The sequence below is a fragment of the Elizabethkingia bruuniana genome (assembly GCF_002024805.1).
In the GTDB taxonomy this organism is placed as follows: domain Bacteria; phylum Bacteroidota; class Bacteroidia; order Flavobacteriales; family Weeksellaceae; genus Elizabethkingia; species Elizabethkingia bruuniana.
The window spans coordinates 4,306,390-4,331,734 of record NZ_CP014337.1 but is presented as its reverse complement, the minus strand read 5'-3'; the positions used below and the strand labels follow the sequence as shown (position 1 = coordinate 4,331,734).

24 protein-coding genes are annotated in these 25,345 nt (G+C 36.0%); 7 read left to right on the top strand and 17 right to left on the bottom strand.

Annotated features, from left to right (window positions below; genetic code table 11):
- Window positions 1-42 precede the first annotated feature (42 nt).
- From AYC65_RS20145 to AYC65_RS20125, 4 genes are all read right to left on the bottom strand, one after another.
- A complete protein-coding gene (locus AYC65_RS20145) occupies window positions 43-963 on the bottom strand; it encodes a P-loop NTPase family protein (protein ID WP_034870648.1) in 921 nt (306 codons plus the stop codon).
- Window positions 929-1,783, bottom strand: a complete 855-nt coding sequence (locus AYC65_RS20140; RefSeq protein WP_034870647.1) for a hypothetical protein — start codon at window positions 1,781-1,783, stop codon at window positions 929-931. Before AYC65_RS20140 ends, AYC65_RS20145 begins: the two co-directional genes overlap by 35 nt.
- Window positions 1,784-1,903: 120 nt before the next feature.
- Entirely contained in the window at window positions 1,904-2,152 is a 249-nt protein-coding gene (locus AYC65_RS20135) for a winged helix-turn-helix transcriptional regulator (RefSeq protein ID WP_034870646.1), read from the bottom strand.
- Between the two features lie 194 nt (window positions 2,153-2,346).
- A complete protein-coding gene (locus AYC65_RS20125) occupies window positions 2,347-2,667 on the bottom strand; it encodes a hypothetical protein (RefSeq protein WP_034870644.1) in 321 nt (106 codons plus the stop codon).
- Between the two features lie 495 nt (window positions 2,668-3,162).
- Between AYC65_RS20125 and AYC65_RS20120 the strand changes: the two genes are divergently transcribed.
- Window positions 3,163-3,978 (top strand): helix-turn-helix domain-containing protein, encoded by an 816-nt coding sequence (locus AYC65_RS20120; RefSeq protein ID WP_034870643.1) that lies wholly within the window; start codon window positions 3,163-3,165, stop codon window positions 3,976-3,978.
- 317 nt (window positions 3,979-4,295) lie between these two features.
- On the opposite strand, the gene AYC65_RS20115 is transcribed toward AYC65_RS20120, so the two are convergent.
- Entirely contained in the window at window positions 4,296-5,270 is a 975-nt protein-coding gene (locus AYC65_RS20115; RefSeq protein WP_034870642.1) for a ribonucleotide-diphosphate reductase subunit beta, read from the bottom strand.
- Window positions 5,271-5,621: 351 nt separating this feature from the next.
- Window positions 5,622-6,785: an MFS transporter gene (locus AYC65_RS20110; RefSeq protein WP_034870641.1), complete on the bottom strand. Its 1,164-nt coding sequence runs from the start codon at window positions 6,783-6,785 to the stop codon at window positions 5,622-5,624.
- Window positions 6,786-7,002: 217 nt separating this feature from the next.
- On the opposite strand from AYC65_RS20110, the gene AYC65_RS20105 reads away from it, so the two are divergent.
- On the top strand, window positions 7,003-7,869 hold the full coding sequence (locus AYC65_RS20105; RefSeq protein WP_034870640.1) for a helix-turn-helix domain-containing protein: 867 nt from the start codon (window positions 7,003-7,005) through the stop codon (window positions 7,867-7,869).
- A gap of 803 nt (window positions 7,870-8,672) precedes the next feature.
- On the opposite strand, the gene AYC65_RS20100 is transcribed toward AYC65_RS20105, so the two are convergent.
- The 4 genes from AYC65_RS20100 to pdxR all read right to left on the bottom strand — a co-directional run bounded on the left by AYC65_RS20100 (window position 8,673) and on the right by pdxR (window position 12,908).
- Window positions 8,673-9,359: a DUF4369 domain-containing protein gene (locus tag AYC65_RS20100; protein WP_034870639.1), complete on the bottom strand. Its 687-nt coding sequence runs from the start codon at window positions 9,357-9,359 to the stop codon at window positions 8,673-8,675.
- A gap of 492 nt (window positions 9,360-9,851) precedes the next feature.
- Window positions 9,852-10,796 carry a ketopantoate reductase family protein gene (locus tag AYC65_RS20095; RefSeq protein WP_034870750.1) on the bottom strand — a complete coding sequence of 315 codons (945 nt, stop codon included), beginning with the start codon at window positions 10,794-10,796 and terminating at the stop codon, window positions 9,852-9,854.
- A gap of 67 nt (window positions 10,797-10,863) precedes the next feature.
- A complete protein-coding gene (locus AYC65_RS20090) occupies window positions 10,864-11,439 on the bottom strand; it encodes a Crp/Fnr family transcriptional regulator (RefSeq protein ID WP_034870638.1) in 576 nt (191 codons plus the stop codon).
- Window positions 11,440-11,489: 50 nt separating this feature from the next.
- Window positions 11,490-12,908, bottom strand: coding sequence for a MocR-like pyridoxine biosynthesis transcription factor PdxR (gene pdxR / locus AYC65_RS20085; protein ID WP_034870637.1), 1,419 nt, complete (start codon window positions 12,906-12,908; stop codon window positions 11,490-11,492).
- Between the two features lie 101 nt (window positions 12,909-13,009).
- On the opposite strand from pdxR, the gene AYC65_RS20080 reads away from it, so the two are divergent.
- The 3 genes from AYC65_RS20080 (at window position 13,010) to AYC65_RS20070 (ending at window position 14,749) form a co-directional block, all read left to right on the top strand.
- Window positions 13,010-13,477, top strand: a complete 468-nt coding sequence (locus AYC65_RS20080) for a cupin domain-containing protein (RefSeq protein ID WP_034870636.1) — start codon at window positions 13,010-13,012, stop codon at window positions 13,475-13,477.
- 19 nt (window positions 13,478-13,496) lie between these two features.
- Window positions 13,497-14,408, top strand: coding sequence for a dihydrodipicolinate synthase family protein (locus AYC65_RS20075; RefSeq protein WP_034870635.1), 912 nt, complete (start codon window positions 13,497-13,499; stop codon window positions 14,406-14,408).
- Between the two features lie 146 nt (window positions 14,409-14,554).
- Window positions 14,555-14,749, top strand: coding sequence for a hypothetical protein (locus AYC65_RS20070; RefSeq protein WP_034870634.1), 195 nt, complete (start codon window positions 14,555-14,557; stop codon window positions 14,747-14,749).
- Window positions 14,750-14,805: 56 nt separating this feature from the next.
- Here the strand turns inward: AYC65_RS20070 and AYC65_RS20065 are convergent, their stop codons facing one another.
- Window positions 14,806-17,133, bottom strand: a complete 2,328-nt coding sequence (locus AYC65_RS20065; RefSeq protein ID WP_034870633.1) for a glycosyl hydrolase family 95 catalytic domain-containing protein — start codon at window positions 17,131-17,133, stop codon at window positions 14,806-14,808.
- Between the two features lie 139 nt (window positions 17,134-17,272).
- On the opposite strand from AYC65_RS20065, the gene AYC65_RS20060 reads away from it, so the two are divergent.
- Window positions 17,273-19,627: a PDZ domain-containing protein gene (locus AYC65_RS20060; protein ID WP_034870632.1), complete on the top strand. Its 2,355-nt coding sequence runs from the start codon at window positions 17,273-17,275 to the stop codon at window positions 19,625-19,627.
- A gap of 81 nt (window positions 19,628-19,708) precedes the next feature.
- On the opposite strand, the gene AYC65_RS20055 is transcribed toward AYC65_RS20060, so the two are convergent.
- From AYC65_RS20055 to AYC65_RS20040, 5 genes are read right to left on the bottom strand one after another with little or no spacing between them, the layout of a single operon-like run.
- Window positions 19,709-19,921 carry a bacteriocin-like protein gene (locus tag AYC65_RS20055; protein ID WP_034870631.1) on the bottom strand — a complete coding sequence of 71 codons (213 nt, stop codon included), beginning with the start codon at window positions 19,919-19,921 and terminating at the stop codon, window positions 19,709-19,711.
- Window positions 19,922-19,953: 32 nt separating this feature from the next.
- On the bottom strand, window positions 19,954-20,193 hold the full coding sequence (locus AYC65_RS20050) for a bacteriocin-like protein (RefSeq protein ID WP_034870630.1): 240 nt from the start codon (window positions 20,191-20,193) through the stop codon (window positions 19,954-19,956).
- A gap of 23 nt (window positions 20,194-20,216) precedes the next feature.
- Window positions 20,217-20,405, bottom strand: coding sequence for a bacteriocin-like protein (locus tag AYC65_RS20045; RefSeq protein ID WP_034870629.1), 189 nt, complete (start codon window positions 20,403-20,405; stop codon window positions 20,217-20,219).
- Window positions 20,406-20,444: 39 nt separating this feature from the next.
- Window positions 20,445-20,609, bottom strand: a complete 165-nt coding sequence (locus AYC65_RS20950; RefSeq protein WP_165689200.1) for a bacteriocin-like protein — start codon at window positions 20,607-20,609, stop codon at window positions 20,445-20,447.
- Window positions 20,610-20,627: 18 nt separating this feature from the next.
- Window positions 20,628-21,074 carry a hypothetical protein gene (locus AYC65_RS20040; protein ID WP_034870628.1) on the bottom strand — a complete coding sequence of 149 codons (447 nt, stop codon included), beginning with the start codon at window positions 21,072-21,074 and terminating at the stop codon, window positions 20,628-20,630.
- 169 nt (window positions 21,075-21,243) lie between these two features.
- Here AYC65_RS20040 and AYC65_RS20035 point away from each other — a divergent pair, with 169 nt between their 5' ends.
- A complete protein-coding gene (locus tag AYC65_RS20035) occupies window positions 21,244-21,585 on the top strand; it encodes a helix-turn-helix domain-containing protein (RefSeq protein ID WP_034870627.1) in 342 nt (113 codons plus the stop codon).
- On the opposite strand, the gene AYC65_RS20030 is transcribed toward AYC65_RS20035, so the two are convergent.
- Complete coding sequence (locus AYC65_RS20030) at window positions 21,582-24,995, bottom strand: glycoside hydrolase family 2 TIM barrel-domain containing protein (RefSeq protein WP_034870626.1); 3,414 nt, start codon at window positions 24,993-24,995, stop codon at window positions 21,582-21,584. The two genes, AYC65_RS20035 and AYC65_RS20030, sit on opposite strands and share 4 nt — an antisense overlap.
- Window positions 24,996-25,345: the final 350 nt, after the last annotated feature.

The following is a 25,345-nucleotide window of genomic DNA, read 5'->3' as shown; positions in this document are numbered from 1 at the left end:
TTATCTCAACATTTTTGACATAATTATCAATCAGTTTATATATTACCGCCTTAAGCTCCCTCCTTCTAGTATTAGAATATTAAACATCTGAAATATTCTATCATAAATTCGATCTCCATACCTATCTCCTAATGCATTCAATGTATTAGCAATTTTATTTTCACTATTATCAACATAGTTTACTGTTGTATAAGTTTTCTTTTTTAGGACATATCTTTCTTCAAGTATTGACTGCATCAAATCATTATGCCCATACTTAGCTTTATCTTCCGCAAGTAAATCATCAAAATATTTTATATAATTAAGTTGCCTATTCCAATAAAATTCTTTTTCAGCAGGAGTAGATTTTGTTTCATAGTCCCTGTTTACCTGAGTCGTAGAAGTAAAACCAAAATGCATTTTATATTGCCTAAGCAACTGTACATTCTCATTCATATCTTTCACTCCTATTGGCTCCAAAAGACATTCATTAAACATATCATGAAAAGCTTTAAAAACACTTGTTTTTCCGTTTCCATACCCTCCCATTACCAGCAAACCTTTGCTGTGAGAAATTATTGATTTACCATTTTCTTTATAAATCAAAGGACTTCTAAAAAAACTCTGCTTACCTGTAAAATAAGATATCAATGTAGCCACAAATACTCCCGCCTCTCCGCCATTAGCACTTTCATCGAAATCAACGCCTTCATTTTGTTTATATTTCCCTTTGAATAACTTGAGTAAGCTACCATACTTTATAGGAGCTAATGGAAAGATCTCCTGTAAAGGATTTCCAATTTCAATTTCATCAATTTTCATAGTAGATTTTTGGCATGCTCTATTATAAATATCTATCTTCTCATCATATTCTAGCACTATTCTATGCTGAGGATTTAACCTCTTCAACTGATCATACATCAATGGCCTAATAGGCATAAAATTAATCTCAGCGATTTCGGAGCCTATTTTTTGGAGTTTCATGTTTTTGCCCTAGTTTATTATCATAATTCCCCTCTAAAATTTTAATAAAATTGGAAGGTTTAAAAATCCAATCAAAACCTGCTTTAAAATCTCTCCCTTTTACAAGACCATTTAAAAAATCAGACTTACCCGCTTTATCAATCATTTGCTTTACTTTATCCTCACCATAATCTTCCAATAGAAACCTGACCTCTCTCACCCTCTGCAATGACAACACCGTTGCTTCTTTCATATTATTTCTATTACTGTTGTAATAGTCAAAAATTTCTTTTTCTTTTTTTTCGCAACTTTTTTCTTTTCCTTCATTAATCATTTTAGCCAAGCACTCTACTTCATCAAAATCTAGATCCCAAAAGCTCTCATCCTCATTTTTAATATTTTTAAAATCAACTTCAGATACCTCTTCTTCCACTTGCTGTTGGTCTTGTTTATTATTTGTGTTTATATTTGGTTTATTATCTGGTATAGTATTCCGTATTTTATCACCTCCATTTCTTTTTTTCAACAAATGGATATTTTGCTTTACAGAAAACCATTTTGTGCGATCATAACTAGACTCGTTGAAGTTACCCGTAACAATATAACCTTCTGACTCTAAAGATTTAAGCGATTTATCAATTATATGTCGAGTCATATAAGGGAATAATTCCCCAAAGGCTTTTACACTATTATAAGTCCAATGTCTTCCCTCATAGAAGTGCTTTCCATTTGCCCTATTTTTATCAATCCAATAGCAAATATTATTAAATATAATAGCAGCTTCAATACTTAGCTTTTGTGCAAGGTTTATATCAAACTGATGGTAAGTTGTATCATTCATCTTTCTTATTCTTAAATCCGTAATACTCTATTAAATATGTCAAATCAATTCCTTCAGCCTCTTCTTCCATGATCTTTTTCCCATATCTAAACTTAAGGACTTTCATTTCTTTTCCAATCTTTACAATAACCGCCATACCCCAACTGACCTACCAGATATTTTACAAATTCTTATTTCATCTGTATATTCTATCATACCCATTCTTTCTAGCTCCGAAAGCCTCTTCCAAACTTGTTGCTCACTCAATCCCGAAGCCTCTGCAATATCTCTAAAGGAACCTTTTTTTATTTTCGTAAGCCCTTTAATTATTCTGTCATAAATACTTTCTTTATTTATTGCTTTATTTGCTATTATTGAAGTTGTTCTCATGTTATAATTTTGTAAAGTGATTATGAATGTTTCTTAGTTCATACTTTAGTTTTTCAAATTTCGCAAGCGTTATACCACATGAAAGCTTGAAATCACTAGCTTTATAATTTTCCTTCATAAAGCTTTTTCCATTACATATTGGCCTTATTTTGATTCGGTTCTCAAATCTATTTTTTAAACGATTTTTCATAACCTTAACCATAAATTGCATGAGACATTCCAACTGTAGCATAATGACCATAGGACAAAGGCTCTTTTTCAATTCTATTTTCTTCTGAAACAAATTCTTCAACCAGTTCAGAAAGTTCATCATCTAACTTGTACAAGTAATCACCATCTACAGTAATTATTAAATTCGAGGAAGTATTTCTCTGAATACACCACTGCGCATCGGATTCATCAAAAAAAAGTTCTATATAGAAACATTCTTCTTCTAAATTCATGTCTTCGAACCTATTATTCACGATTAGTTCTCTGACCTTCTCCTGATTATTTTTTTTCTCTACCTTTGTCATAACTATGGGGTATTGATTATTAATACTCTTTTAAATCCTCAACCACTTGCTGCAACAAGTGGTTGTTTATTTGAACGCTAAATTATAACATAAAAGTTATATAACAAAATAAATAATAACTTTTTTGTTATAATTTTTTGTTAAAAAAATATGCTCCTTAAAAAAAGAGGCACTTTTTTATTTTAGAAGATGTTAATTTTATGTTAATTTCACGTTATACATATTGAATATCAATATCTAATTTCAAAACTTTCACCAAACAACATAATAGCCTACAAACAGGATATACTCAATATTTCATTACTTCAAATTCAAATTAAATCTATTAATAGAGAAATACAAAGGCCGCTAAATATCAAAATCATCCATTAGAAGAAGTTGTATTTTATAATATTATTTATAACTTTATTATATAAGCATATCAAACACCAATGTAACAAGATGAAAATATAACAAATAAGTTATATAATAAATAAACATTACAACTACTATGATATGGAGACATTATTAATAAAAAAGCTTCAGTTACTCGGAAAAACGCAAGACGAAATAGCGAAAGACCTCAATATTAGTCAAGCTTATGTTTCTCAAATTATGTCAGGGAAAATTCTTAAACAAAGAGCTTTAAAAAAAATAACTGACTTTTATGGATTTGATTATTATGCAATATTAAAAGATATGGAAGATGCAGAAGCCAGAATAAATACTACCTCGGAATTTATTTCTTCTATAGAATTGGACAATATTGTTGAAAAAGAAAACTCCTCTATCAATGATGCAATGAAATCCCTCAATGCAATTACAAAACGAAGATCAAATGGCAACCACAATATAAACGAAGGAAAGCTATTGACAAATGAGGATATGGTATTAGTAAAAGTTACCAAAATAGATATTGGTGGACAAGCAGGTTTACAAGCCGCTTTTTTCTCGGATGAGTATGTTGATAAAAATTTCCCTACCGAACTTCAACAAGTTCCCCAAGAAGAGGCTGGAAATCACTATTACGAAATAAGAGTAAGAAAAGATGGATTTTCTATGATACATAAATTAGAACCCCTGGATTGGACTAGAAGCGTAGAAATTCCTATTTCACAGTGGAATGATGAAAATATATTCAAAAAAAATAAAATATATTGCCTTTGGCACCCAATAAGAGGTATTTTATTCAAAAATATAATTAATCGCTCTGAGAATATCATAACGTTACATTCAACTAATCCAGATAAAGATTCTTATCCAGATGAAAAATTCCACTTGGGGGAATTCAAAAAAATACTACTTGTAAAGAAAATAATAAAAGACGCGTAAAAAAAAAATTAAAATCTAAAATCAGAGATCTAAAGCCAGCATTACTATCAAATTAGAATATCAGGTAGATTAAATAACAAAGAGATCCGAATTTTACATCCGGATCTTTTTGTTATTCATTTTATAAGAGCCTGTTTAAATTTTGATTAAAAAAAATATTAGACTTCGACAGTCTCAGCCTGACACTCCTAAAAGGAAGCTATTTTGGACAGGCAATGTCACTCTGAGCCAAGCCTGTAATGAGCCAGTTTATAGTGAGCTTGACGAACTAAATTATCGAAGAGTATTAACAATAAAATTTAAACAGGCTCTAAAAATCAGAATAAATCGACAGCGGTAATACTCTTATCATGTTTGGTATAGTCCACTGGTCTTTTTGCAAAGAAATCGTCCATAGCATTCGCAAATACTTCTTCTTCAAACCACATCATTGGTTTGTATTGTTCAGAAGTAATATTATATCTTGGTGCCATGTTAATCTTTTTCAGACTGTCATCTACTCTATACTTCATAAAGTTCAGCAAATCATTCTTTGAAAAGACGGTTAATTCGCCTTGCTCAAAAATCCAGTCAAGAATTTCACCCTCCAGCATTACCGAATCGTCTACCAATTTATAGATATCTTCAATATCAGAATCGGTTAACAGATCAGGTTGTTCTTCCCGTATTTTATTAATCAGGAATATTCCTGCATTTGCGTGTACCTGCTCATCTACAGATGTCCATGCAATAATATTAGAAACATTTTTCAGATGACCTCTAAACCTTGTGAAAGACAAAATAATAGCAAACTGTGAGAAGAGTGATACATTCTCGATCAGAATACTAAACAAAAGAAGCGAGGAAACATATTCCTTAGGTGTTGTAGAATTAGCATGTTTCAGGACACTCGACAAAAAATCAATCCGTTTTTTTATTACCGGTACTTTTATCAGATCCAGAAAGCTCTCATTATAACCTAATACTTCGAGCAAACGGGAATAAGCTTCGGAATGGCGAAATTCACATTCTGCAAAAGTAGCTCCCAGTCCGTTTAGTTCAGGCTTTGGAAGATGATTGTAGAGATTTCCCCAAAAAGTCTTCACCGAAACTTCGATTTGGGCAATTGCCAAAAGTGCGTTTTTTACAGCATTTTTTTCATGTGGCTCTAGTTGAGAATGAAAATCCTGAATATCTGCCGTAAAATCCACTTCGGAATGTACCCAGTACGATTTATTAATGGCTTCAATAAACTGAAGTACTTCAGGATAATCAAAAGGCTTATAACTTACTTTTTTGTCAAAAATTCCCATATAAAAATATTTAAAAGATGAATAAATTATACTTTGGTAATAAGGGCTGTTACAACTGCACTAACAGAACAAATACATTTGTAATCCAGCCTCTGTGTCATTTAGTTTCACAAAATTCAGAAAATTAATACTGGCTAAAAAGGAACTTTTCACAGTTGGCTTTAGATAGTTATCCACAAACGTACGGGACCAGGCTGAAAACATAATTCTGGTGCAGTTACAATTCATAATATCAATAAATGCACAGCAATACAATTAAACAGACATATATAAAAAACTGCCAATAAACACATTAAGCCATAAACAGACTAAAAAACTGAAGACTTATGATTCAATTTCATCAGATTCCAGCTAAGACCGAACCGTTCCAAAAACTTTCATTTGTCCTGTTAAAAATGTGAGTAAAATCCCGAAACAGGCAAAAAGTCCATAAGAATACCTGAGATCAAATACTTCTGCTATAAAACCTATAAGCGGAGGTCCTGCTAAAAATCCTAAAAAAGCAATACTGGAAACAAATGACAAAGCAATACCCGGGCTCGTTAAATTCAATGCTCCGACAGTGCTATAAACAGAAGGAACACTGAGGGAACTTCCCAGACCAATAATCATAAATGCAATAATACATATCCACAATTCAGGAAAAATAATGCTCAGAAGCAGCCCTCCGCTCATCAATAAACCACTAAGCCTCAGTATTCTTCTTTTTCCATATTTTTCCAGCACATAATTTCCTGTAAAGCGCCCCAGCGTCATCATAAAAACAAAGCTTGCATACCCCAGCATAATCTGGTGCTCGGGAGCTTTTACAATAGTCTGAAGATAGACTCCGCTCCAGTCTATCATAGCCCCCTCAATAGCCATACTCAGAAAGCCAATTATTCCTAATCCGATAAGCGTCGGATTTGCCTGCTTATAAACAGATTGTTTAGATTGGCCAACTGCCGTCGGAATATTTGACAAATGTCTTTTACAATACCACCATAACCCGCCTACAATAACAAATACCAGAGTAAAATGATAAAAAGTACTCACACCAATATTAACCATTAGTAACCCCATAAGTGCTCCGACAAGCCCTGCAAAACACCATGCACCATGATAAGAAGCCATCAGTATTCTGCCTGTTAATTTTTCCACCTCGATCGCCTGTGTATTCATTGCTATATTACACAGGTTTCCGGAGACACCGAAGAAAAACAAAACAATCATCAATTGCCAATAAGAATCGGCAAAACCTATTAGCAGCAGAATAAAAGGATAAAGCATGAAACAATTTTTAATCATCCGGCTGCTGCCATATCGGCTTGTAAGTTTTCCTACAAGAATCATTGTAGAGATTTGCCCTATGGGCATTAACAGAAGAAGTGCCCCCAGCTCTGCTTCTCCTATATCAAGCATTTTTTTTACAATAGGTATTCTGCTGGCCCAGGAAGAAAAAACAAGACCATGCGCAAAGAACAAAAGCAAGCACGAAGCAGGCATTTTTACCCGGGATGATTCAGTAACATTCATGATTAAAGCAATATTATATTTTATAAAACTCTTCTGCCAGCGAAATTAGCTACTCCTCTTAGATAAAATATATTCCATTTTTGGTATTCTATATTCCATTTTAAGCTATGCCCCTAAAAAGAAAAATTTACTACTTAAATTTGTCTGCAACAGACCCGAACGACATAAGCATAATTTCTATAAACAAATTTAATCAGTGGATTCACCAATAAACAAAATGGATATTAAACCAAAATTTGAGGGATTACATATTGAAAATTACAAAGCCGGCAATATTGCCGACCTCAGTAAAAAGGCCACTAAAATCAACAAATTACTGCTTTGTTTTGTTCTGGAAGGTGAACTGAATCTCTACATCAGCTCAAAACCATATCTGATAGAAAAAAATTCAATTATAATGATACCTCCGGATACAGATCTTGCTCATATTTCAGAAAGTGAAAATATAAGTCTCTCTGCATTTTTCATATCACTTGATTTTATCAGTACTTATAGTTTTTTGGAAGTTTTGTTAACCAGTGAAGAAATAAAATTCAATCCTGTCATAAAAACAGAAATACCATCCAAAAATCTGATCTGGTCTACGGTAAAACTTATCAGAAATTATCACTCACAAACAAAAGAAATTTGCACACCAGAATCTGTGCAATATCTGCTATATGCTTTACTCGAGCTGGTTTCCAAACTATACCTGCCCGTAATAAAAAGTAAAAGCCTTCTACAAACCAGAAGTCAGGATATTATAAAAAACTTTTTCCATTTGCTTGAGAAACATGGACATCTGGAGAGAAGTGCATTATTTTACTCCGATCAGCTGCATCTTTCGGCTCAATACTTAAGCAACATTATAAAAAAAGAAACCGGAAAACCTATAAAGCAATGGATAAGTTATATGGTTATAAAGCATGCTAAAGAATTACTGAAGACTACACCCTTGTCCATCAAAGAAGTAAGCAACCAGTTAAAATTTGTGGATTCTTCTCTTTTTTGTCGCTATTTCAGACGCTGTACAGGTATTACCGCCAGCTCTTACAGAGAAAATTATATAATAAAATCGCACAAAAGTAACAGAAAGCTTGGGTAATGATGACTTTGAGGAAAATAAAATACCTAAAGACAGGCAAAAAGAATTTGTTCAGTTTGTTATGGGAAAAGAAAATCTGCTAACCCTATTAAAGCCAAAAATATTGTGACTGTAGAATTTGCGCTTTCTCGGTATGCACCAGATTTTATAAAACTTATTGATCAAAAAGGCCCGTGAAACAAAAACTATTCTTTATTCTTTTTTATCAGTTATTGCTGCATCACAGCACAAACCTTTGTTTCAGGAAAAATACTGAATGAAGAAGGCGCATTCGGGTAAAGATATTTATCTATATCTTTACCCGAATGTATCTGTTTAAAAACGGTTATAAGGATGTTTTGCTTTCCAAAAAAAATCTATATCCGGTTTGACGGCAAGGAATAGAAAATGAGCAGGTGGAAATAATAATGGACTGACAAGAAAACACGAAGGAGATGTTGTTCTTATAGGAAAGTTTGATATATAATTATATACCAGTACGCAGACAAGGCTTGTATACCTGTACCTAGCTTTACGCTTTTGAAGCATACCAGATTATTTTCAAAATCAATATTGGATTCGCTTGTGTCAATACCTTTTAAAATTATGGACAGTCCATAATACCTCAGTTTCCTTTCGGTGTTTTTGTAAAAATTGATCAGCAGTATGGAATTGCCAATCTGCTGAGAGATAAAGGAATGAGATATGCACAAGATGATATACCGGAGAAGTATTTAAAGCTACAGTTAAAAAACTATTGAATTTTAAAAACTAACGCCAGTGTTTGTGCCAGCAGAAATCATACAATTGTCGTACACCGTTTTTTAGTCTTTATTTTTCACATGGTCTAAAATACTTTTTGCATAAAAACTTTTCTTTACAGATTCTGATAAAAAATCATACATTTCTTGATAATCAGTAGCATCTAAAGCAGCTGATAGAGTGCAAAAATTAGGAATAATTGCCGAAACTATATTATCCCCATTATCCTTAACATACTTTTTTAGTAATTTCTTTCGATTAACTGTTATAGAATTTAACTTGGTTGCTAAAAGTTTTGCATTGTCGATGTCTTTTTTCTCTTTATAATCATCAAAAATGACTTTTAGTTTGTTCCAATCATCGACTAACAACTTATCTTCCTTAAAATACCGTGTTAAAATATCATTTGATTTCGAACCCGAAACTATTATGTTCTCAAGTTTGTCTGCTGTGCCAGTTAACTTTAGTTTTGTAGGTTCTACAATAAATTCTGCTAATTTTCCAGTAGGTTTTCCTTTTTCTAGTTTTATTATTTGAAAAAAATATGGGTTCTTTAAGGTGTCTGAATAATTGAAATTTCCATTTTTAGTGGCAATTTTCAATATTTCAGGTTTTTCAGAATTGAATTTGATAATCATTAAACTATCTGATGTAAGCTGTTTTAAATCACTGCTTATACTAAATTTCTGAGAAAAACATACATTTGAAAAAAAGATTAAAAAAAAGATTGAAAAAACTATACTTCTCATAATAATTGTTTTTAGTTAAAGAATGGATTAGTTCCACAGGCAAAGGCAAACAATGTCAGCCAGATAAATTTAGGGTGTTTTTTATAGTTTCATTTGGTTTATAATTTAGATTGAGGCATATTTTTTTAGTAAAAAACATTGGGAGTAGATAAAGAATTGTTACGAATGTAATATTTTTTTATTTGATTGTCAGCAGGTTGTATTTTTTAACCGGTATTAAATGGTTGCAAATGATTAAGTTGGTACAGCTACTTAGTATTGAATGTTTAAAAACCAGCGATGAACGTAAGGTTTCTTACCATTAAGGAGCATAAGGGAGGTGAATTCTAAAAAATTGAACCAACTATTTGGATTTATTTTTTTGCCAGATAAAAGGAAGGAAGCAGCCTTAATTTGTTACAAAACAAAAAAACCATAAATCTAAATACTTCGTAAATGCAGATAAGTATACGGACAGCCTCTTGTGTTGTTACTGTATAACAAACCTGAAAATTATTTAATTATATTTTCCTTTATCTCTCTGTATATTTTTAACACCGAAGGCGTATTTATATTCAGTTCTTTACCATAGTTAATAACCGCTCCACCAAATAATTCCAGCTCATTGCTTCCTTTATCAGAATGAATATCGAGTTGGAGAGAAGTCGGTGTCCCCGGAGGAAAACCGGCTGCTTTTTCCATTGTTTTAGCAATAATATCTTCCGGAAGATAAATACTCTTAGCACTGGCAATCAGTTTTATCTCTTCCATAATTTCTATAGCTTCCTGATTTTGTGCCTCATCCGTACAAACTGAGCTTATTGAAGAATTGTGCTTAGCAGTCACCAATCCGAAACTGGCAATGAAGATAAATTTCTCCCAAATATCTGTCAACGGGTTATCTTTAAAACTGAACTTAATATTACTTTTTTCCAATAAACCAATTACCCAATCAATATCTGCAGATTTATGCTGAGGATCGCGTCCGAAGATTAGAGTTCCAGGCTTTCCTTTATGCTCTACAGTCCCTTTTTCCTTAATGTGAGAGGCAACATATACACAAGATGGCAAGACCACATGGTCCGGAATAATTTTCCGTATTCTGTCATATATATCTGCACCATTCATCATTGGAAATAAAACAGTATCCGGGGTTATAACTTTAACCAGCTGCTGACAGACATTTTCCAGATCATATTCTTTCACACAAATAAAAATCAGATCCGGATTTTTGATATCAGCTATATTCTGCAATACGGTATTTGGTCTCGTAATTGCGTTTTCATGCTCCGGAGAAAGTAATGTCAAGCCCTTTTCTTTTACAATTTCATAAGTTGTTTCTCTGGCCACAAAGCTTATATTGTATTGTTTTGTCGCTTCATTCTCCTGATTCATTTTAAAACCAAAATAACCACCAACACCTCCCAGACCTATTACAACAATATTTTTCTTACTCATATTTTTTTTGATAAATATCTGTATTAAGTCCCATTCCATTACTTGACAAATGCAAAGAAATCACTTGTTATAAACTTTCCCGCCGAATCCGGCTTAACGAACTATCCTTAATCCCCAGATAAGAAGCAATAATCTTTAACGGAACATGCTGAAAGATATTAGGTTTTTGCTGTAATAAATTTATATACCTGGTTTTCGCTTTCTGACTGGACATTGCAATAAGTCTGTCATTAATAGAATAATAATTAATCACAAACAAAAGCCTGCTAAACTCTCTGAATTCGGGAATGTTATGAAAATTAGACTGTACATTTTCCAGTCCTGTTTCCCAGAAGGTACATGGTGTTATCGTCTGGTATATTTCTTTCGTAGGCTGCTGTCTGAAAAACGACAAAAAATCATTGACAAAACAAGGAGCCTCATATATATTTGTGGTAACCTCTTCATTATCCTCATTCAGAATATAAGAGCGTACATAGCCCTTCTCCAGGAAATAAGTCTTGGTACTGATGCTGTCTTTGTCCAGTAAAATTAAATTCTTGTCCAGCTCAAAATGATTGAAAGTCTCTGTTATCTTCTCGACAACCTCTTTTTTTATAGTGAACAATGAATGGAAATAATCATTGATAACCGATTTACTCATAAATTTCAAATAAATAAAAATAGTTTGGATAAAATACTTTTCGGAATATATCAGAGGAACTTTGCCAGCTCTTTAATACCTTCTTCCAGCTGCTCTTCCGAAACGGCCCCGTAGCTTAGGCGTATACCTCTGTCACGCGGTTCCTGCTGATAATGGTCCATTGCTACAATACGAATGCCTTTCTTTTTCAGTACTTCCGAAACCGTATCCCAGTCGACTTGTTTTTTAGGTATTATCCAAAATGCAAGCCCGCCTTCCGGAATATGATAGCTTGCTTTACTCTTCAAATACTTTCCAAGTAATTCGGCTGCGAAGTCCCTTTTAGCTTTATAAAAATGAGTTGCCTTTTTCAAATGGCGCTTAATTGTACCGTCGTTAATCAACTGCAATACAGCCTGCTCCATAATCGTATCTCCCTGTACATCTATAATTTTTCTCAGAGTTCCCACCCGCTCCAAGAGTTCTTTGTTGTTACTGATCAAATAACCTATTCTTAGTGCCGGCGCTACAACCTTACTCATTGTTCCTATGTACACATAGTTTTTAAGCTCTGTATAACTGGATAAAGGTAATACAGGACGGTAACCAAAATGGAATTCATTATCATAATCGTCCTCGATAATACTAAATCCAAATTTATTTGAAAGACGTATTAATTCCAGCCTTCTTTGCAGGCTTAGGGTTACTGTTGTAGGATATTGGTGATGCGGAGTTGTATAAATTGCCCTAATTCTCTTACCCGATTGTAGATGCATTGCTACCTCATCCGTAATGAGTCCGTCTTTATCCACATTAACAGGTAATATTTTGGCTCCCGCACTCTCAAAAGCTTTCCATGCAGGCTTATATCCAGGTTCCTCAACAATTACATAGTCTCCTTTTTCAAATAATGAATGTGCAGTGAGGTACATCGCCATCTGACTTCCCCGTGTAATACATACTTCATCCGCACTAGCCTGCATGCCACGCTGGTGATTAGCCATCTGCACAATTGCCTTCCGAAATTCAGCATCCCCGAATTCATCTCCGTAACCCATCATCTGCCACCTTCCCTTTCTGCTAAAAATCTGCCTGTAAGCCCTTGCTAATTCTGCAACGGGAGCAATTTTACTATCCGGATGTCCGTCATCAAAATTAATCCTGAATATACTTTTTTCATTTTTTTCAATTACAGGATCATGCTTTGGCTTCGCTGTCTTAGATAAAACCGGGAGAATATCCGAGACAAAGGTTCCCCTCCGCTCTTTAGAAACCAACCATTCTTCATTCAACAGAACATTCAAAGCTTCTACTACTGTATTCCGATTTACCTTCAGATCCTGCGCCAGCTTACGACTCCCCGGTAAAGCTGTTCCCTGTTTCAACCTTCCGGATTGTATATCTTCTATTATTGCATCGGCAATCTGAAGATATATCGCCTTATCAGATTGATGGTCTAATTGTATTTCTAATTTCCACGGTCTCAACATCTGGACTATCTTATTTTATAAAAACTGTATCATTTCAATAGTCCAAATCTACAATACTTTTGTTAAGCAATAATGCAAAAACACAATTAATATTATCAATCATGTTAAAATCAGAAGAAACAAAACAATTTAGTTCCAAAGACTTTCACCAGACTTTTGCAAGACCAGTCTATGTAAAGCCAACGCATGTTATCCACAAGAATGTGGAAAAAGCAGGAGTACACGATCAGTTTTCCACAGAAAGAAAACACCCTGTATTTTTTGTAGACCTTCCCAGTAAAAACGTAAGTATGACTATTGGTGGTTTACTACCGGGGCAATTGACCAATCGTCATCGCCATACTTATGAAACCGTACTTTATGTAATAGAAGGAAAAGGATGGACAGAAGTAGAAGACGAGCGTGTGGAATGGGAAGCCGGAGATGCGGTCTATATTCCATCATGGGCTTGGCACAGACACCAGAATACGAGTGATACAGAATCTGCAAAATATATTGCTTGTGAAAATGCTCCGCAATTGCAAAATCTTGGCGTAGCTCTTCGTGAGGAAGAAGGAAGAGATTTATAATCTATATTAAAAAAACGAAATGAAAAATACTTTATTCGAAGGTGTCATAGCATACCCTATAACTCCGTTTGACGAAAATGAAAAGGTGAATATTCCGTTATTCAGAAAATTGACCGAACGCCTTGTAGCATCAGGATCCCACGCTATTGCCCCATTAGGAAGTACAGGAGTATTACCTTATTTGTCCGATGAAGAGAAAGAAGCCGTAACTGAAGCTACTATTCAACAGGTTGCCGGACGTGTTCCTACATTGGTCGGTGTATCTAATCTGACAACAGAGAAAACTGTATATCATGCACAATTTGCAGAAAAATCCGGAGCTACAGCAGTAATGATTATTCCTATGAGCTATTGGAAACTGACCGATGACGAAATTGTAGAACATTACGATGCTGTAGCCTCTAAGATCTCTATTCCGATTATGGCCTATAATAACCCGGCAACAAGTGGTGTAGACATGTCTCCTGCTTTATTAAAGCGATTACTGGAAATTCCAAACGTTACCATGATCAAAGAAAGTACCGGAGACGTACAACGCATGCATTATTTAAGAAAAGAACTGGGCGAGGAAGTTGCTTTTTATAATGGCTCCAATCCTCTGGCCCTCGCTGCATTTTCTGCAGGTGCCAATGGCTGGTGTACAGCTGCTCCCAATCTTATCCCCGAACTGAATGTGGAATTGTATAATGCTATACAAAATAATGATCTGGAAGGTGCGCAGCAGCTCTTCTACCAGCAGCTGGATCTACTGAAGTTTATAGTAGCCAAAGGTTTACCAAGAGCTATTAAAGCCGGACTTCATATTCTGGGTGAAGATGGCGGAACCCTGAGAAGTCCGCTAAAGCCTTTGACAGAAGCTGAAACAGAGGAACTCAGACTTATTCTTTTCCGTATCCAGACTCCTGTTACAACCGCCGAAAAAGCCTTATAGAAAGCACTTTTTGCCTTTTATCATTTTTTAAGAAGCGCTAAACTATTCTTAAAAGTGTTAATTTACAGTTAAACAGCGGGTTAAGCACATACAGGTAATGAAAATTCTTTGTAGGTTCGCAGTACTAACATTAAAACAATAGTACAATGAAAAACACGTTAATGGCATTATCACTAGTTCTTGGACTAGGTTATGCAACTGCACAACAAACAACTCCAGCACAGAAGAAGTCTGAACCTGCTAAAAAGGAAATGAAAGGACATGAAACTGCTAAAAAGGTTGAGAAAAAGGCTGAAAAAACAGCTCCTGTGAAGCAGGAAAAAGCTCCCGTAAAGAAGTAAGAACAGTTTAATTAATGATAAGTCCCGGAATATCCGGGACTTATTTTTTATAGATATTATCTGTAAATCTGCAAACTAACCCAACCACCGGGTTTAAAGTTGATTACCGTTTTGCCTGCATCCAGAATCTCTGTTTTTGCATTTTTGCTTTCTGTAAGTTGTATTTTTCCTTTAGGCAGCTTAACATTCACTACTCCACCCTTTTCCGAAAACAACTTCACAGTAATAAGCTTTTCATTATCGATTTTGCCACTTACTAACACTGCTCCTTCCGCACGCAGATTAATAAAACTCACATTCTTCCAGTCTTTGGGGATTGCCGGAAAAACTTCTATATATCCCTGTCGGCTCTGTAATAATAGTTCGTGTACTCCCTGGGCAAATGCAAAATTCCCTTCCAATGTAAACGGACGATACGTAAATCCTGAATATTGCCCTCCTTTCTGGTCTCCATTCAGGTGAAAACTATTAGGGGAGCAAAAGTTAGAGGCAAATATCTGTAATTGCTTTACCGCTTTTTCTGCCTGATAAGCTCGTGCATACAATGTAGACATCCATGTAAAAGAATAACCTACCCAGGCACGGGTTCCTAGCTTTTCAATATGCTGAATGGACTTATCCACAATTTCTTTGTCCTTAGGCTGATTTACGTCCAGCAATGCTAAAGGATAGACTGCCATATAAGGAGAGAAATGTCTGTGAGATGATTCCATACTTTGTCCGGGTGCTACTGTAAGTCCTGTTTCATTTACATTATAATCAGGCAATTCTCCTAATATTTTTTTCCAATGCGTGGCTTCATCCTCTTTGCCGGAAGCTTTTGCAATTTCCGAAGCTGCAGAAAAAAGGAATCGCGCCAACGAAAGATCATAATTGGTCCAGTCTTTAAACCACGCATTAACAGAATTATCATTGTACTCCGGGCTCGAGCTTAGCGGTAATTTTCTCACACCATCTTTCAGGCGGGTAATATTCTCCATATAAACGGCTGCATCATGAACATAGGGGTAAGCTTTTTGCTGAAGAAAACGATCGTCCATAGAATATTTCCATTGCCAGTAAAAGTACTGGGCACACCATGCACTTACTGTAGGAGAAAGCGAATACTGAATCCACCCGCCCATAGGATCACCGTTTAGGGTAACAACTCCCGGAACATTCAGCCCGTCTACGCCGAAATACTGTTTGGTATACTGTAGACTTACAGGTCTTATCTTCCATAACCAGTCTGTAAAAGATACTGCTTCCTGCAAATGATTCCCTGTATAGGCAGGCCAATAACTAAGCTGAGTATTCAGGTCATTATGAAAATCGCCTTTCCACGGCGGCAAACTTCCGTTATCTGCTGTCCATACCGCCTGTAATGTAATCGCCGGCGCTCCCTTACGACTTACACTTCCCAGTTTATATAATTCCAGATAATATTGTTTTTCAATCAATTGATCAGGAAGTTTTACCGAAGATTTACTCCAGAAATCTTTCCACCATTTCACATGGCTTTTCCATTCACCGGAGTTCGTTATCGATTGCTGAGGTAGAGAAAGCGCAGCAGACTGGTTATCGGAAATTGTCCAACTCCCTGTCAGTTTATCTTTTCCTATTCTTTTCCATTTTACCAAAACTTCAAAAAATCTTCCGCCATAAGTAGGCTGGTGATAGCGTATTGTATGCTCTTCTTCCTTTACATTTCCTTTAGCATAGCCCAATTTCCCAAGACCTTCACCTGCATGACTGTTGTCACTCTCAGCTGCAGCACCTGAATTATAATTATGCACATCCAGTTTTGGTAACAGATCTTTCATTAAGTTTTCATCAGTAATATGATCAAAGCTAAAATATCCTGCTTGCTGCGTTGCGTGTATGTAGCTCTGAAAAACTACTCCGGAACTAAATTTGACACTATGCAATGCCGTTGCAATCTCTAACTGATTTGAGATCACTGTACCTAAAGCTTTTATATCAAATTGTAAAGCTGCTGCAGGTAATTTTGTAGGATATGGTGTATTATCATATGGCCAGTCTCCTATCTTTTGAACAGGTTTATAATCATTCTTCAGAACCTGCTGCTCAACCCATTTAAAATTTAGCTTGGAAATATCCAGGGCTTTTCGTTCATCCCACAAATCTGCTCTGTCCAGAGAAAGCCTTAGTTTTCCGTTTTTCTCCCAGGCCAGAGATCCCAACATTCCATTTCCTAAAGGAATACCTTCATCCCAACGGGTTGCCAGTTTTGTAAACTCAAGCCTATGCTGAGGTAGAGACTGAGCTCTGATATTCGGAACTATAAAAAAAATAAAAATGAGGGTACTAAACAGAAAAAGACTCTTTTCTGCGGTTACAGAAAGCAACATTCTGCCACCGGAACCGGAGGGTGGTTTTCGCATGATTAATAATGGTATAAAAGTTTTTACTAAACTATGAAATTATTTTTAGCGAATCAGCATTAAAACACCAAATGAAAAACATAAAGTCCTGTAAATTAATTTTTTAAATTATATTTACAAAAAAACAATATAACCAACCATGAAAAACACGCTAACCTTATTATTATTTTGTCTGCTGGGGACTCTATTCCCCTACGCCCAGACCAAAGTGTACGTTTCTTCCGGCGGAAGTGATAATAACCCCGGAACTGTAGCCAAGCCTTTCAAAACTCCGGAACGTGCTGTACAGGAAATTGAAAAAGCGAACGGAAAAGCATTTATTATTTATCTAAGAAAAGGTATCTATTATCTTCAGAAGCCTATTGTACTGAATAATAAAACACTAAAAACAAAGTCTCTTTTAATAAGTTCCTATCCCGGAGAACAAGCTTTTATAAGCGCCGGACAAGTATTAAAAACTAACTGGAAGCCTTATAAAAATGGTATTTATGTTACCCCTATTCCACAAGACATAAGCTTCGAAAGACTTTATGCTGATGAAAAACTACAAGTACTGGCTCGCTATCCTGACTTTGATCCAAATGCCAAAATATTCAATGGTACCTCAGCAGATGCCATAGCACCAGAACGTGTGCAGCAATGGAAGAATCCAGCAGGGGGTTATGTACACGGGCTTCATTCCGGAGAATGGGGTGGATTTCATTATCGTATAACCGATGCTGATGAAAAGGGCAATCTAAAACTGGAAGGAGGCTGGCAAAATAACCGGCCTTCACCACTGCACAAACAATTCCGTTTTGTGGAAAATATCTTCGAAGAGCTAAATGCTCCCGGTGAATGGTTTGCTGATAAAGAAAAAGGATTGCTTTATTATTATCCACCTAAAGGAACAAACCTTTCCCAAACCAACATAACAGTTTCCCGATTGAAAAACAGCATCGAAATAAAAGGTACAGAAGGTTCACCATTATCGGGTATAGAAATAAAGAACATAGGTTTCCTGCATAATGAACGAAGCTTTATGGATACCAAAGAGCCTCTTTTGCGAAGCGACTGGACCATCTACAGAGGCGGAGTTATATTGATGGAGAATACCCGGAATATAAAAGTAACCGACTGCCAGTTCACAGATGTAGGTGGCAATGCTATTATGCTAAGCGGGTATAATAAGAACAACACCATCAGTGGTAACCATATTAGAGGAGCAGGCGCCAGCGGAATTGCCTTTGTAGGAGAAACAGATGCTGTTCGTTCTCCTTCTTTCCGGTATGAGGATTATGTACCTTATGGACAATTGGATAAAACACCCGGCCCTAAGTCCGATCATTATCCACAGCAATGTATTGCAGAAAATAACCTTATTCATGATATAGGTAAGATTGAAAAACAGGCTACAGGTATACAGATTGATATTGCAGCCAATATTACCGTACGGCATAACAGCATATACAATACACCGAGAGCAGGCATTAATATCGGTGACGGGGCTTTTGGCGGGCATATTCTGGAATTCAATGATGTATTCAATACAGTACTGGAAACCGGAGATCATGGTGCTTTTAATTCCTGGGGAAGAGATCGCTTCTGGAGTCCTGACAGAAAATATATGGACAGCATTACCAATGCCCACCCGGAATTGATCCTACTGGATGCCATTCAAACCACTGTTATCCGGAACAACAGATTCCGCTGTGATCATGGTTGGGATATCGATTTGGATGACGGATCTTCCAATTACCATATTTACAACAATGTAATGCTGAATGGTGGGCTCAAATTCCGCGAAGGTTTTAAACGTAAAGCCGAGAACAACATTATGATTAACAATAGTTTTCATCCGCATGTGTGGTTTAAAAACAGCGATGATTATTTTACTCATAATATAGTAATGACACCATATGCTCCAATTGGGATGAATGACTGGGGCAAAAATATAGACTATAACCTCTTTCCGGATACAAAGGCTTTACAAGCTGCACAAAAAAGAAATACTGACCAACATAGTATCTCAGGAAATCCTGATTTTATCAATCCACAAATTGGTGATTACAGAGTACAGAACAATTCCCCGGCTCTGCGCATGGGTTTTAAAAATTTCCCAATGGATCAATTTGGTGTACAGATTCCACGATTAAAGCAAATTGCTGCCAAGCCAGAATTGCCAAAACTAATAAGCAATACTGAAAATAATAAAAATATAACAAGCATTGACTTTCTAAATGCTACGATAAAATCGGTAGAGGGACTTGGTGAAAGATCTGCTTTTGGTCTGCCTGATGAAAACGGCGGAATCATTGTAAAACTGGAAGCGAATAGCCCGCTAAAAAAGGCGGGGTTACAGGAAAAAGATGTCATAAGAATGATGGACGGTACCGAAATAAAAAAAGCAAGTGATTTGCTTAACGTTTATCAGGCTTCTAAATGGAAAGGACAGGTAAAAGTAGAGGCCATGCGTAATCAGCAGACGCTACATGTTAATCTGTTACTGAAGTGAGAAAAGATTACCTATCTTTTTGAAAAATAAAATGGCCGGATATTTCTTCCGGCCATTATCTTTAGTGTAATATACTATTTGTTACAATGATTTGCAGTTTTTAGCATATTGTCCTGATTGTACGCATGCGCTTAATTTTTCACACCATAACAGTGTTCTGCATCCGCAATCATAAGGCATTCCTTCACCAGGTGCATCGTCTACAGTAACAAGATGAGCATTACATCCACCTGTAAAAGCTCCGCCCTGAATTTCTTTAAGATTGTTTCTTGAAAGTTTTTTAAGATTTTTCATAATGTTTTAATTTGGTGTTAAAAATTATTTTATTACAGACCAGTCTCACATTTTGATCTAGGTATCTGACCTGAGTGAACACAAGCTCCTATTCCGGGACACCATCTCAGCCCTTTGCATCCGCAATCATATGGCATACCAGGTTCTGGCTGCTGATCCCCTGGAATCCAATGAGCTTCACAGCCACCTATGCCGCTTCCGCCGCCGCCAATAATGACTCCGCCATGAATTTCTTTAAGGTTTGTTCTTGAAAGTTTTTTAAGATTTTTCATAATGTCTTATTTTATTTGGTGTTTTATTGATTATTTGTTCCTGGATCCATCCATGCACAAGTAGGCTGCATTTTGTTCGGACACAATTGATCGCAAGGAGTAGGAACTTGCTCTCCTTTTATATAACAAACTCCCCATCCATCTGGTAAAGGCTCTCCTCCCCCGATAATAGCTTTTAGCTCTGTTCTTTTAATTTTTTTAAGGTTTTTCATAATATTTTATTTGGTATTTTATTGATTATTTGTCTGGGTCTACCATGCACAAAAAGGCTGTGTTCTGTCCGGACATAATTGATTGCACGGAGTAGAAACAGGTTCTCCATCTACAAAGCAAACTCCCCAACCGTCTGGTAAAGGCTCCCCTCCTCCGATAATAGTTTTAAGCTCTGTTCTTTTGATTTTTTTAAGGTTTTTCATAATGTTTTATTTGGTATTTTATTGATTAACAATTGTAAATGGCAGTTTAACAAGATCGATAACATTTTCACCCTGACGGTTTTTTGCGGCTGTCCATTTCATTGTAGATACTTTCTTTGCGGCTATCTCAACTTCTTTATTAAATACTTCATTTATGCCGTATGTGGAGATATTTAGTACCGTACCATCACCATCAACCTTAATGATAATTTTGGTATCAAGTTTCTTAGGCTGTCCCTTCAGAGGCTCTTTATTTATATTTTTTTCCACTAGCTGAAGAAAAGATCTGTTTCCCTTAGGGTACTGAGCCGGAAAAATATTTACCGGTGGCGCCGGTACAGAAGGATCCTGAGGCTGCCTTGCTTCCATTTTATTTTTTACATTCATTTCACTCTGCTTTTTAGCATTCTGAGCAAAACAAAAGTTGGCAACAAATAATAAGAAAAAGGGTACTATTTTTTCCATTTATACACACAAATATTATTATAGCTATAAATCAACATATAATATTTTCCCAAATATGTGAATTATTCTTGAAATAAAAAATGTACATTAGTTTTATTTTTAATTAACTAATGTTTTACACAACTCTTTAAACATATGATTAACACAAGCCTTATAATATATAAATAAGATGAAACTAAACACCAAATTGCGAAAATTAAGAAATTCTATAAAGCTAAGTCAGTCTGAATTAGCCGAGGCTTTACAAATATCACAGACAGCTTATAACAAATGGGAATCCGGCACAACAAAACCCTCTTTGGATAATATTCTGAAGCTGTCACAATTTTATAATATCTATATTGAAGAACTTATAGACGAAAGCCCCCTCCGTACAGCTGATACTTCAGAAAAAGAAATCAGAATAACGGAAGGGGCTATTTCGGCAATTATCCAAAATCAGAATGAACTAATCGGACTTATCAGGCAGCAGAATGAATTACTTATCCTACTTTCAAAAGCCTTAAATTAATATTTCAGGTTTGCTTTTTCAGCAATCTCCTGAGTATTTTTAACAGGAACTATTGTAAAGCCCCATTTATAATTTTTGTCAGACGGAATACTGTATTCCGGAAGAGGTTTAGCTCCCCAGCTATTATAACCAGCAACCCCCATCTGTTTCATATCCACACATACTTCTACGAAATTTCTTGGTGCAATATCGTTTATATGGGTCTGACGCGGACGCATATCTTTTGCTTTTTCATCAGAATTAGCAGCACGTTCTTCTGAACTAAAGTTGTTGAATTGGTAAGGTCTGTTTTTAGCCTCCTCGGAATCAAAATCTTCTACAGAATTTCTTAAAGCATTAAAGCCTACTGTATCATCAGCAATAATTAACAATCCAGCATTCTTGGTATCTGTAAGAGAGAACCAGCGGTTAAATGTTCTGTGACCATTTTCCTGCGGACGCACATAAGGGAAATACATATCCTCTGCTGTTGTATTATAAATACCTATTCTGGCTCCGGATTGACGGTCTGTATAGTTTTCCACAGGACCATTTCCATAGTACTGAACTTTATTCATAGACTGTGGTAATCTGAAGCGTACCCCAATTCTCGGTACTTCCAGTTTGGAAGAATTCTCCCTGGCTTTTTTCATTTCCGGAGTAAAGGTTGCCATCTGTGTAGCTTCTGAAGCTTCAACATTATTTGCTTCCATAGAAGTGGAGGTAAACTCCGCATTTACCTTCATCACACCATCCGGATAAATTTTATACTGCACCTTATACAGATTTCCGGCAGGTAACAGATAAGTTGCATTTAGCAGTGCATGATCATTTTCCTTTACAGCATTAACTTCCGTTACCTTAAAGTCTTTACTCGACTGTTTCCAGATCTGAAGACGTTTCGGCATCGAGCTTCCATAATCATTATCATTCGGGCCTCTCCAAAAGTTTGGCTGAATTCCGAATCCATCCTGAAAATATTCTTTACCATTAACCTTATAAGAGCTTACAATACCTTTTGCTTTATCAAAAGTCAGCACAGCTTTCCCTGCGGTTATAATCGTTATATTTCCTTTTTGATCCGTTTTTATATTCTGCGATACAGTTGCCAGCTTATAAGATTCTTTTACAATTTCAGAAGGCAGTCTGAATTGTCCATGTGCAATATTAAAGTTATTAGGAACTAGCGTTGTCGCTTTTGCTGTATATACATCAAAGTTTACAAAATATTCCTTCCCTTGTTTCAGTAGGTTTACCGGAATCTGTACATCCATGCTTTGCTGTGCACCAAGATTCATCGGAACTGTTTTTTCAGCTACAACTTTACCATTTTCAATAACATTATATTTCAGAACATAATCCTGAGTATTTGTAAAATAGAAACGATTTTTCACACTGAACAATCCTTTGGAAAGATTCTTTGCTTCAAAACCAAAGTCCTGATGAACATACTTCACTTCCTGCATTGCCGGATGAGGAGTTCTGTCCGGATTCACGATACCATTAATCAGGAAGTTTCCATCGCTGGCCATATTCTTTCCGAAATCACCACCATAAGCCCAGAACATTTTCCCATTTTTATCTTTCTGTGCAATGCCCTGATCTACCCAATCCCATATGTAACCACCCTGAAGATTCGGATATTTATAAATTGCCTGCCACTGCAGATCCAGATTACCACTGGAGTTCCCCATTGCATGCGAATATTCTGAAGGAATGACCGGACGGTCAGATCCCTCTTTCCCGGTTTTCTCCAACCAGGCTGCACTTGGATATTGTGGTACATACATATCCGAGTTATACCCCCAGATTGCTCTTTCATAATTTACCGGACGGTTCATAAAATCTTTCTCCCGCTCTTTCAGCCATCTATAGGTTACGTCGAAGTTAACCCCGTTTCCGGCCTCATTTCCTAATGACCAAAAACTTACTGAAGGATGATTTTTATTGCGTTCGAACATATTGATAGTCCTGTCCAGATGGGCATTCTGCCATTCCGGGTGCTTAGCCAGAGATTCTTTCCCGTAGTACATTCCGTGGCTTTCAATATTAGCTTCGTCATATACATAAAGTCCTAATTCATCACACAATTCATAAAACTTCCGGGATTGTGGATAATGGGCTAAACGGACAGAATTGAGGTTATTTTGCTTCATCAATGTAAAATCCTTCAGCATAATATCTTCAGTCACATAATGTCCGGTTGCCGGATTATGCTCGTGGATATTAACACCTTTAAATTTTATAGGCTGTCCGTTTACCAGAAACAGACGATCTTTTCTTCCATTATCTTCTACCTCCTTTATTTCAAATTTTCTGAATCCTACTGTAAATGGAATCACTTCGGTTTGTGTACTCCCTTGGTTCTGTACTGTCATTACCAGTTTATACAAATTCGGAGATTCTGAAGTCCATGTTGAAACTCCCGGTATTTTGATTTCAGGAAATTTATAATCGTTCTCTCCTCTTCCTTTTACACTTACTGTTGCCGAAGCTGAAGCTACAACCTTACCCTTAGCATCAAGCAGCTCATAACCCAGTACAGGGCTGGCCGGCTTAATCGGTGTATAGTTTGCTTTCTCTACAAGATCTCCATTTCCGTAATTTGCAACAGACATTTCCAACTGGAATACTCCGTTTTTATAGCTATCATCTAAAGTAGATTTCACTCTGAAATCACGCAAAGACACATTGGGTTGAGACCATAGGTAAACATCCCTTTCAATACCACTCATCCTCCAGAAATCCTGCGCCTCCAGATAAGAGCCTGTACTCCACCTGAATATTTTAACTGCAAGTTTATTAATACCAGGCTTCACATATTCATTAATCCTGAACTCTGCCGGATTTTTAGAATCCTCACTATAGCCAACTTCTTTACCATTGATATAAACATAAGTACCAGACTTTGCACCACCAATATTCAGAAAAATAGTCCTGTCTTTCAACCATTCTGCAGGAATATCAATATCTCTGCGGTAAACGCCTACAGGGTTTTCTTCCGGCATGTAAGGTGGAGCCTGTTTAGGCAGCCTTGTCTTAGGATCTCTTTCTACAAATTCATAAGGATGATTAACATAAATAGCAGTTCCAAATCCCTGAACTTCCCAGTTTCCCGGGACTTTTATATCCTTCCATCCGGAAGTACTGGTAGCAGAATCGGTAACATTTTCAGGCAACTGCTTATAGGCATCAGCAAAATGGAACTTCCAGGTACCATTAAGCGATTTATAATATTTACTATTTTCGAACTTAGTATTTAGAGCCTCACTTTTGGAATCATAAGTCATAAAGAGTGTCCGTGGATATTCTTTATTAACCTTTACAATACTGGCATTCTTCCAGTAAGGTAGTTCCTGAGCCTGAATAACGACCGTAACTAATGTGAGGACTCCGGCCAGGAGTTCCCTAGAAAAAAAATAATGTCTCATTACATGGTTATTTGAAGGGCTAAAGTATTAATTTCCAATCATAAAATCCAGAAAAAAGGCATTTAAATTTTTATTTATTTAAAATAATATCGTATATTTGCATTTCGTTTTGGGCTTATTTTATTTTTTATAAATCAGATTTTTGATAACTCTTGCGCTTTCGCGTGAGGGATTTCTGCGTTTATATACAATATCCTAATTTCTCAAAACTTAAAAAAGTATTTTGCATTACGCTGTGAAAAGATATACCAGCGTTGCAGTTAGAAAAATAGACATTCGGAACAAAAAAAAGATCGACAGGCTATTCTGATGAGCCCAAAAATCAAAGTCTTTCATCTTCAATCGTTCCC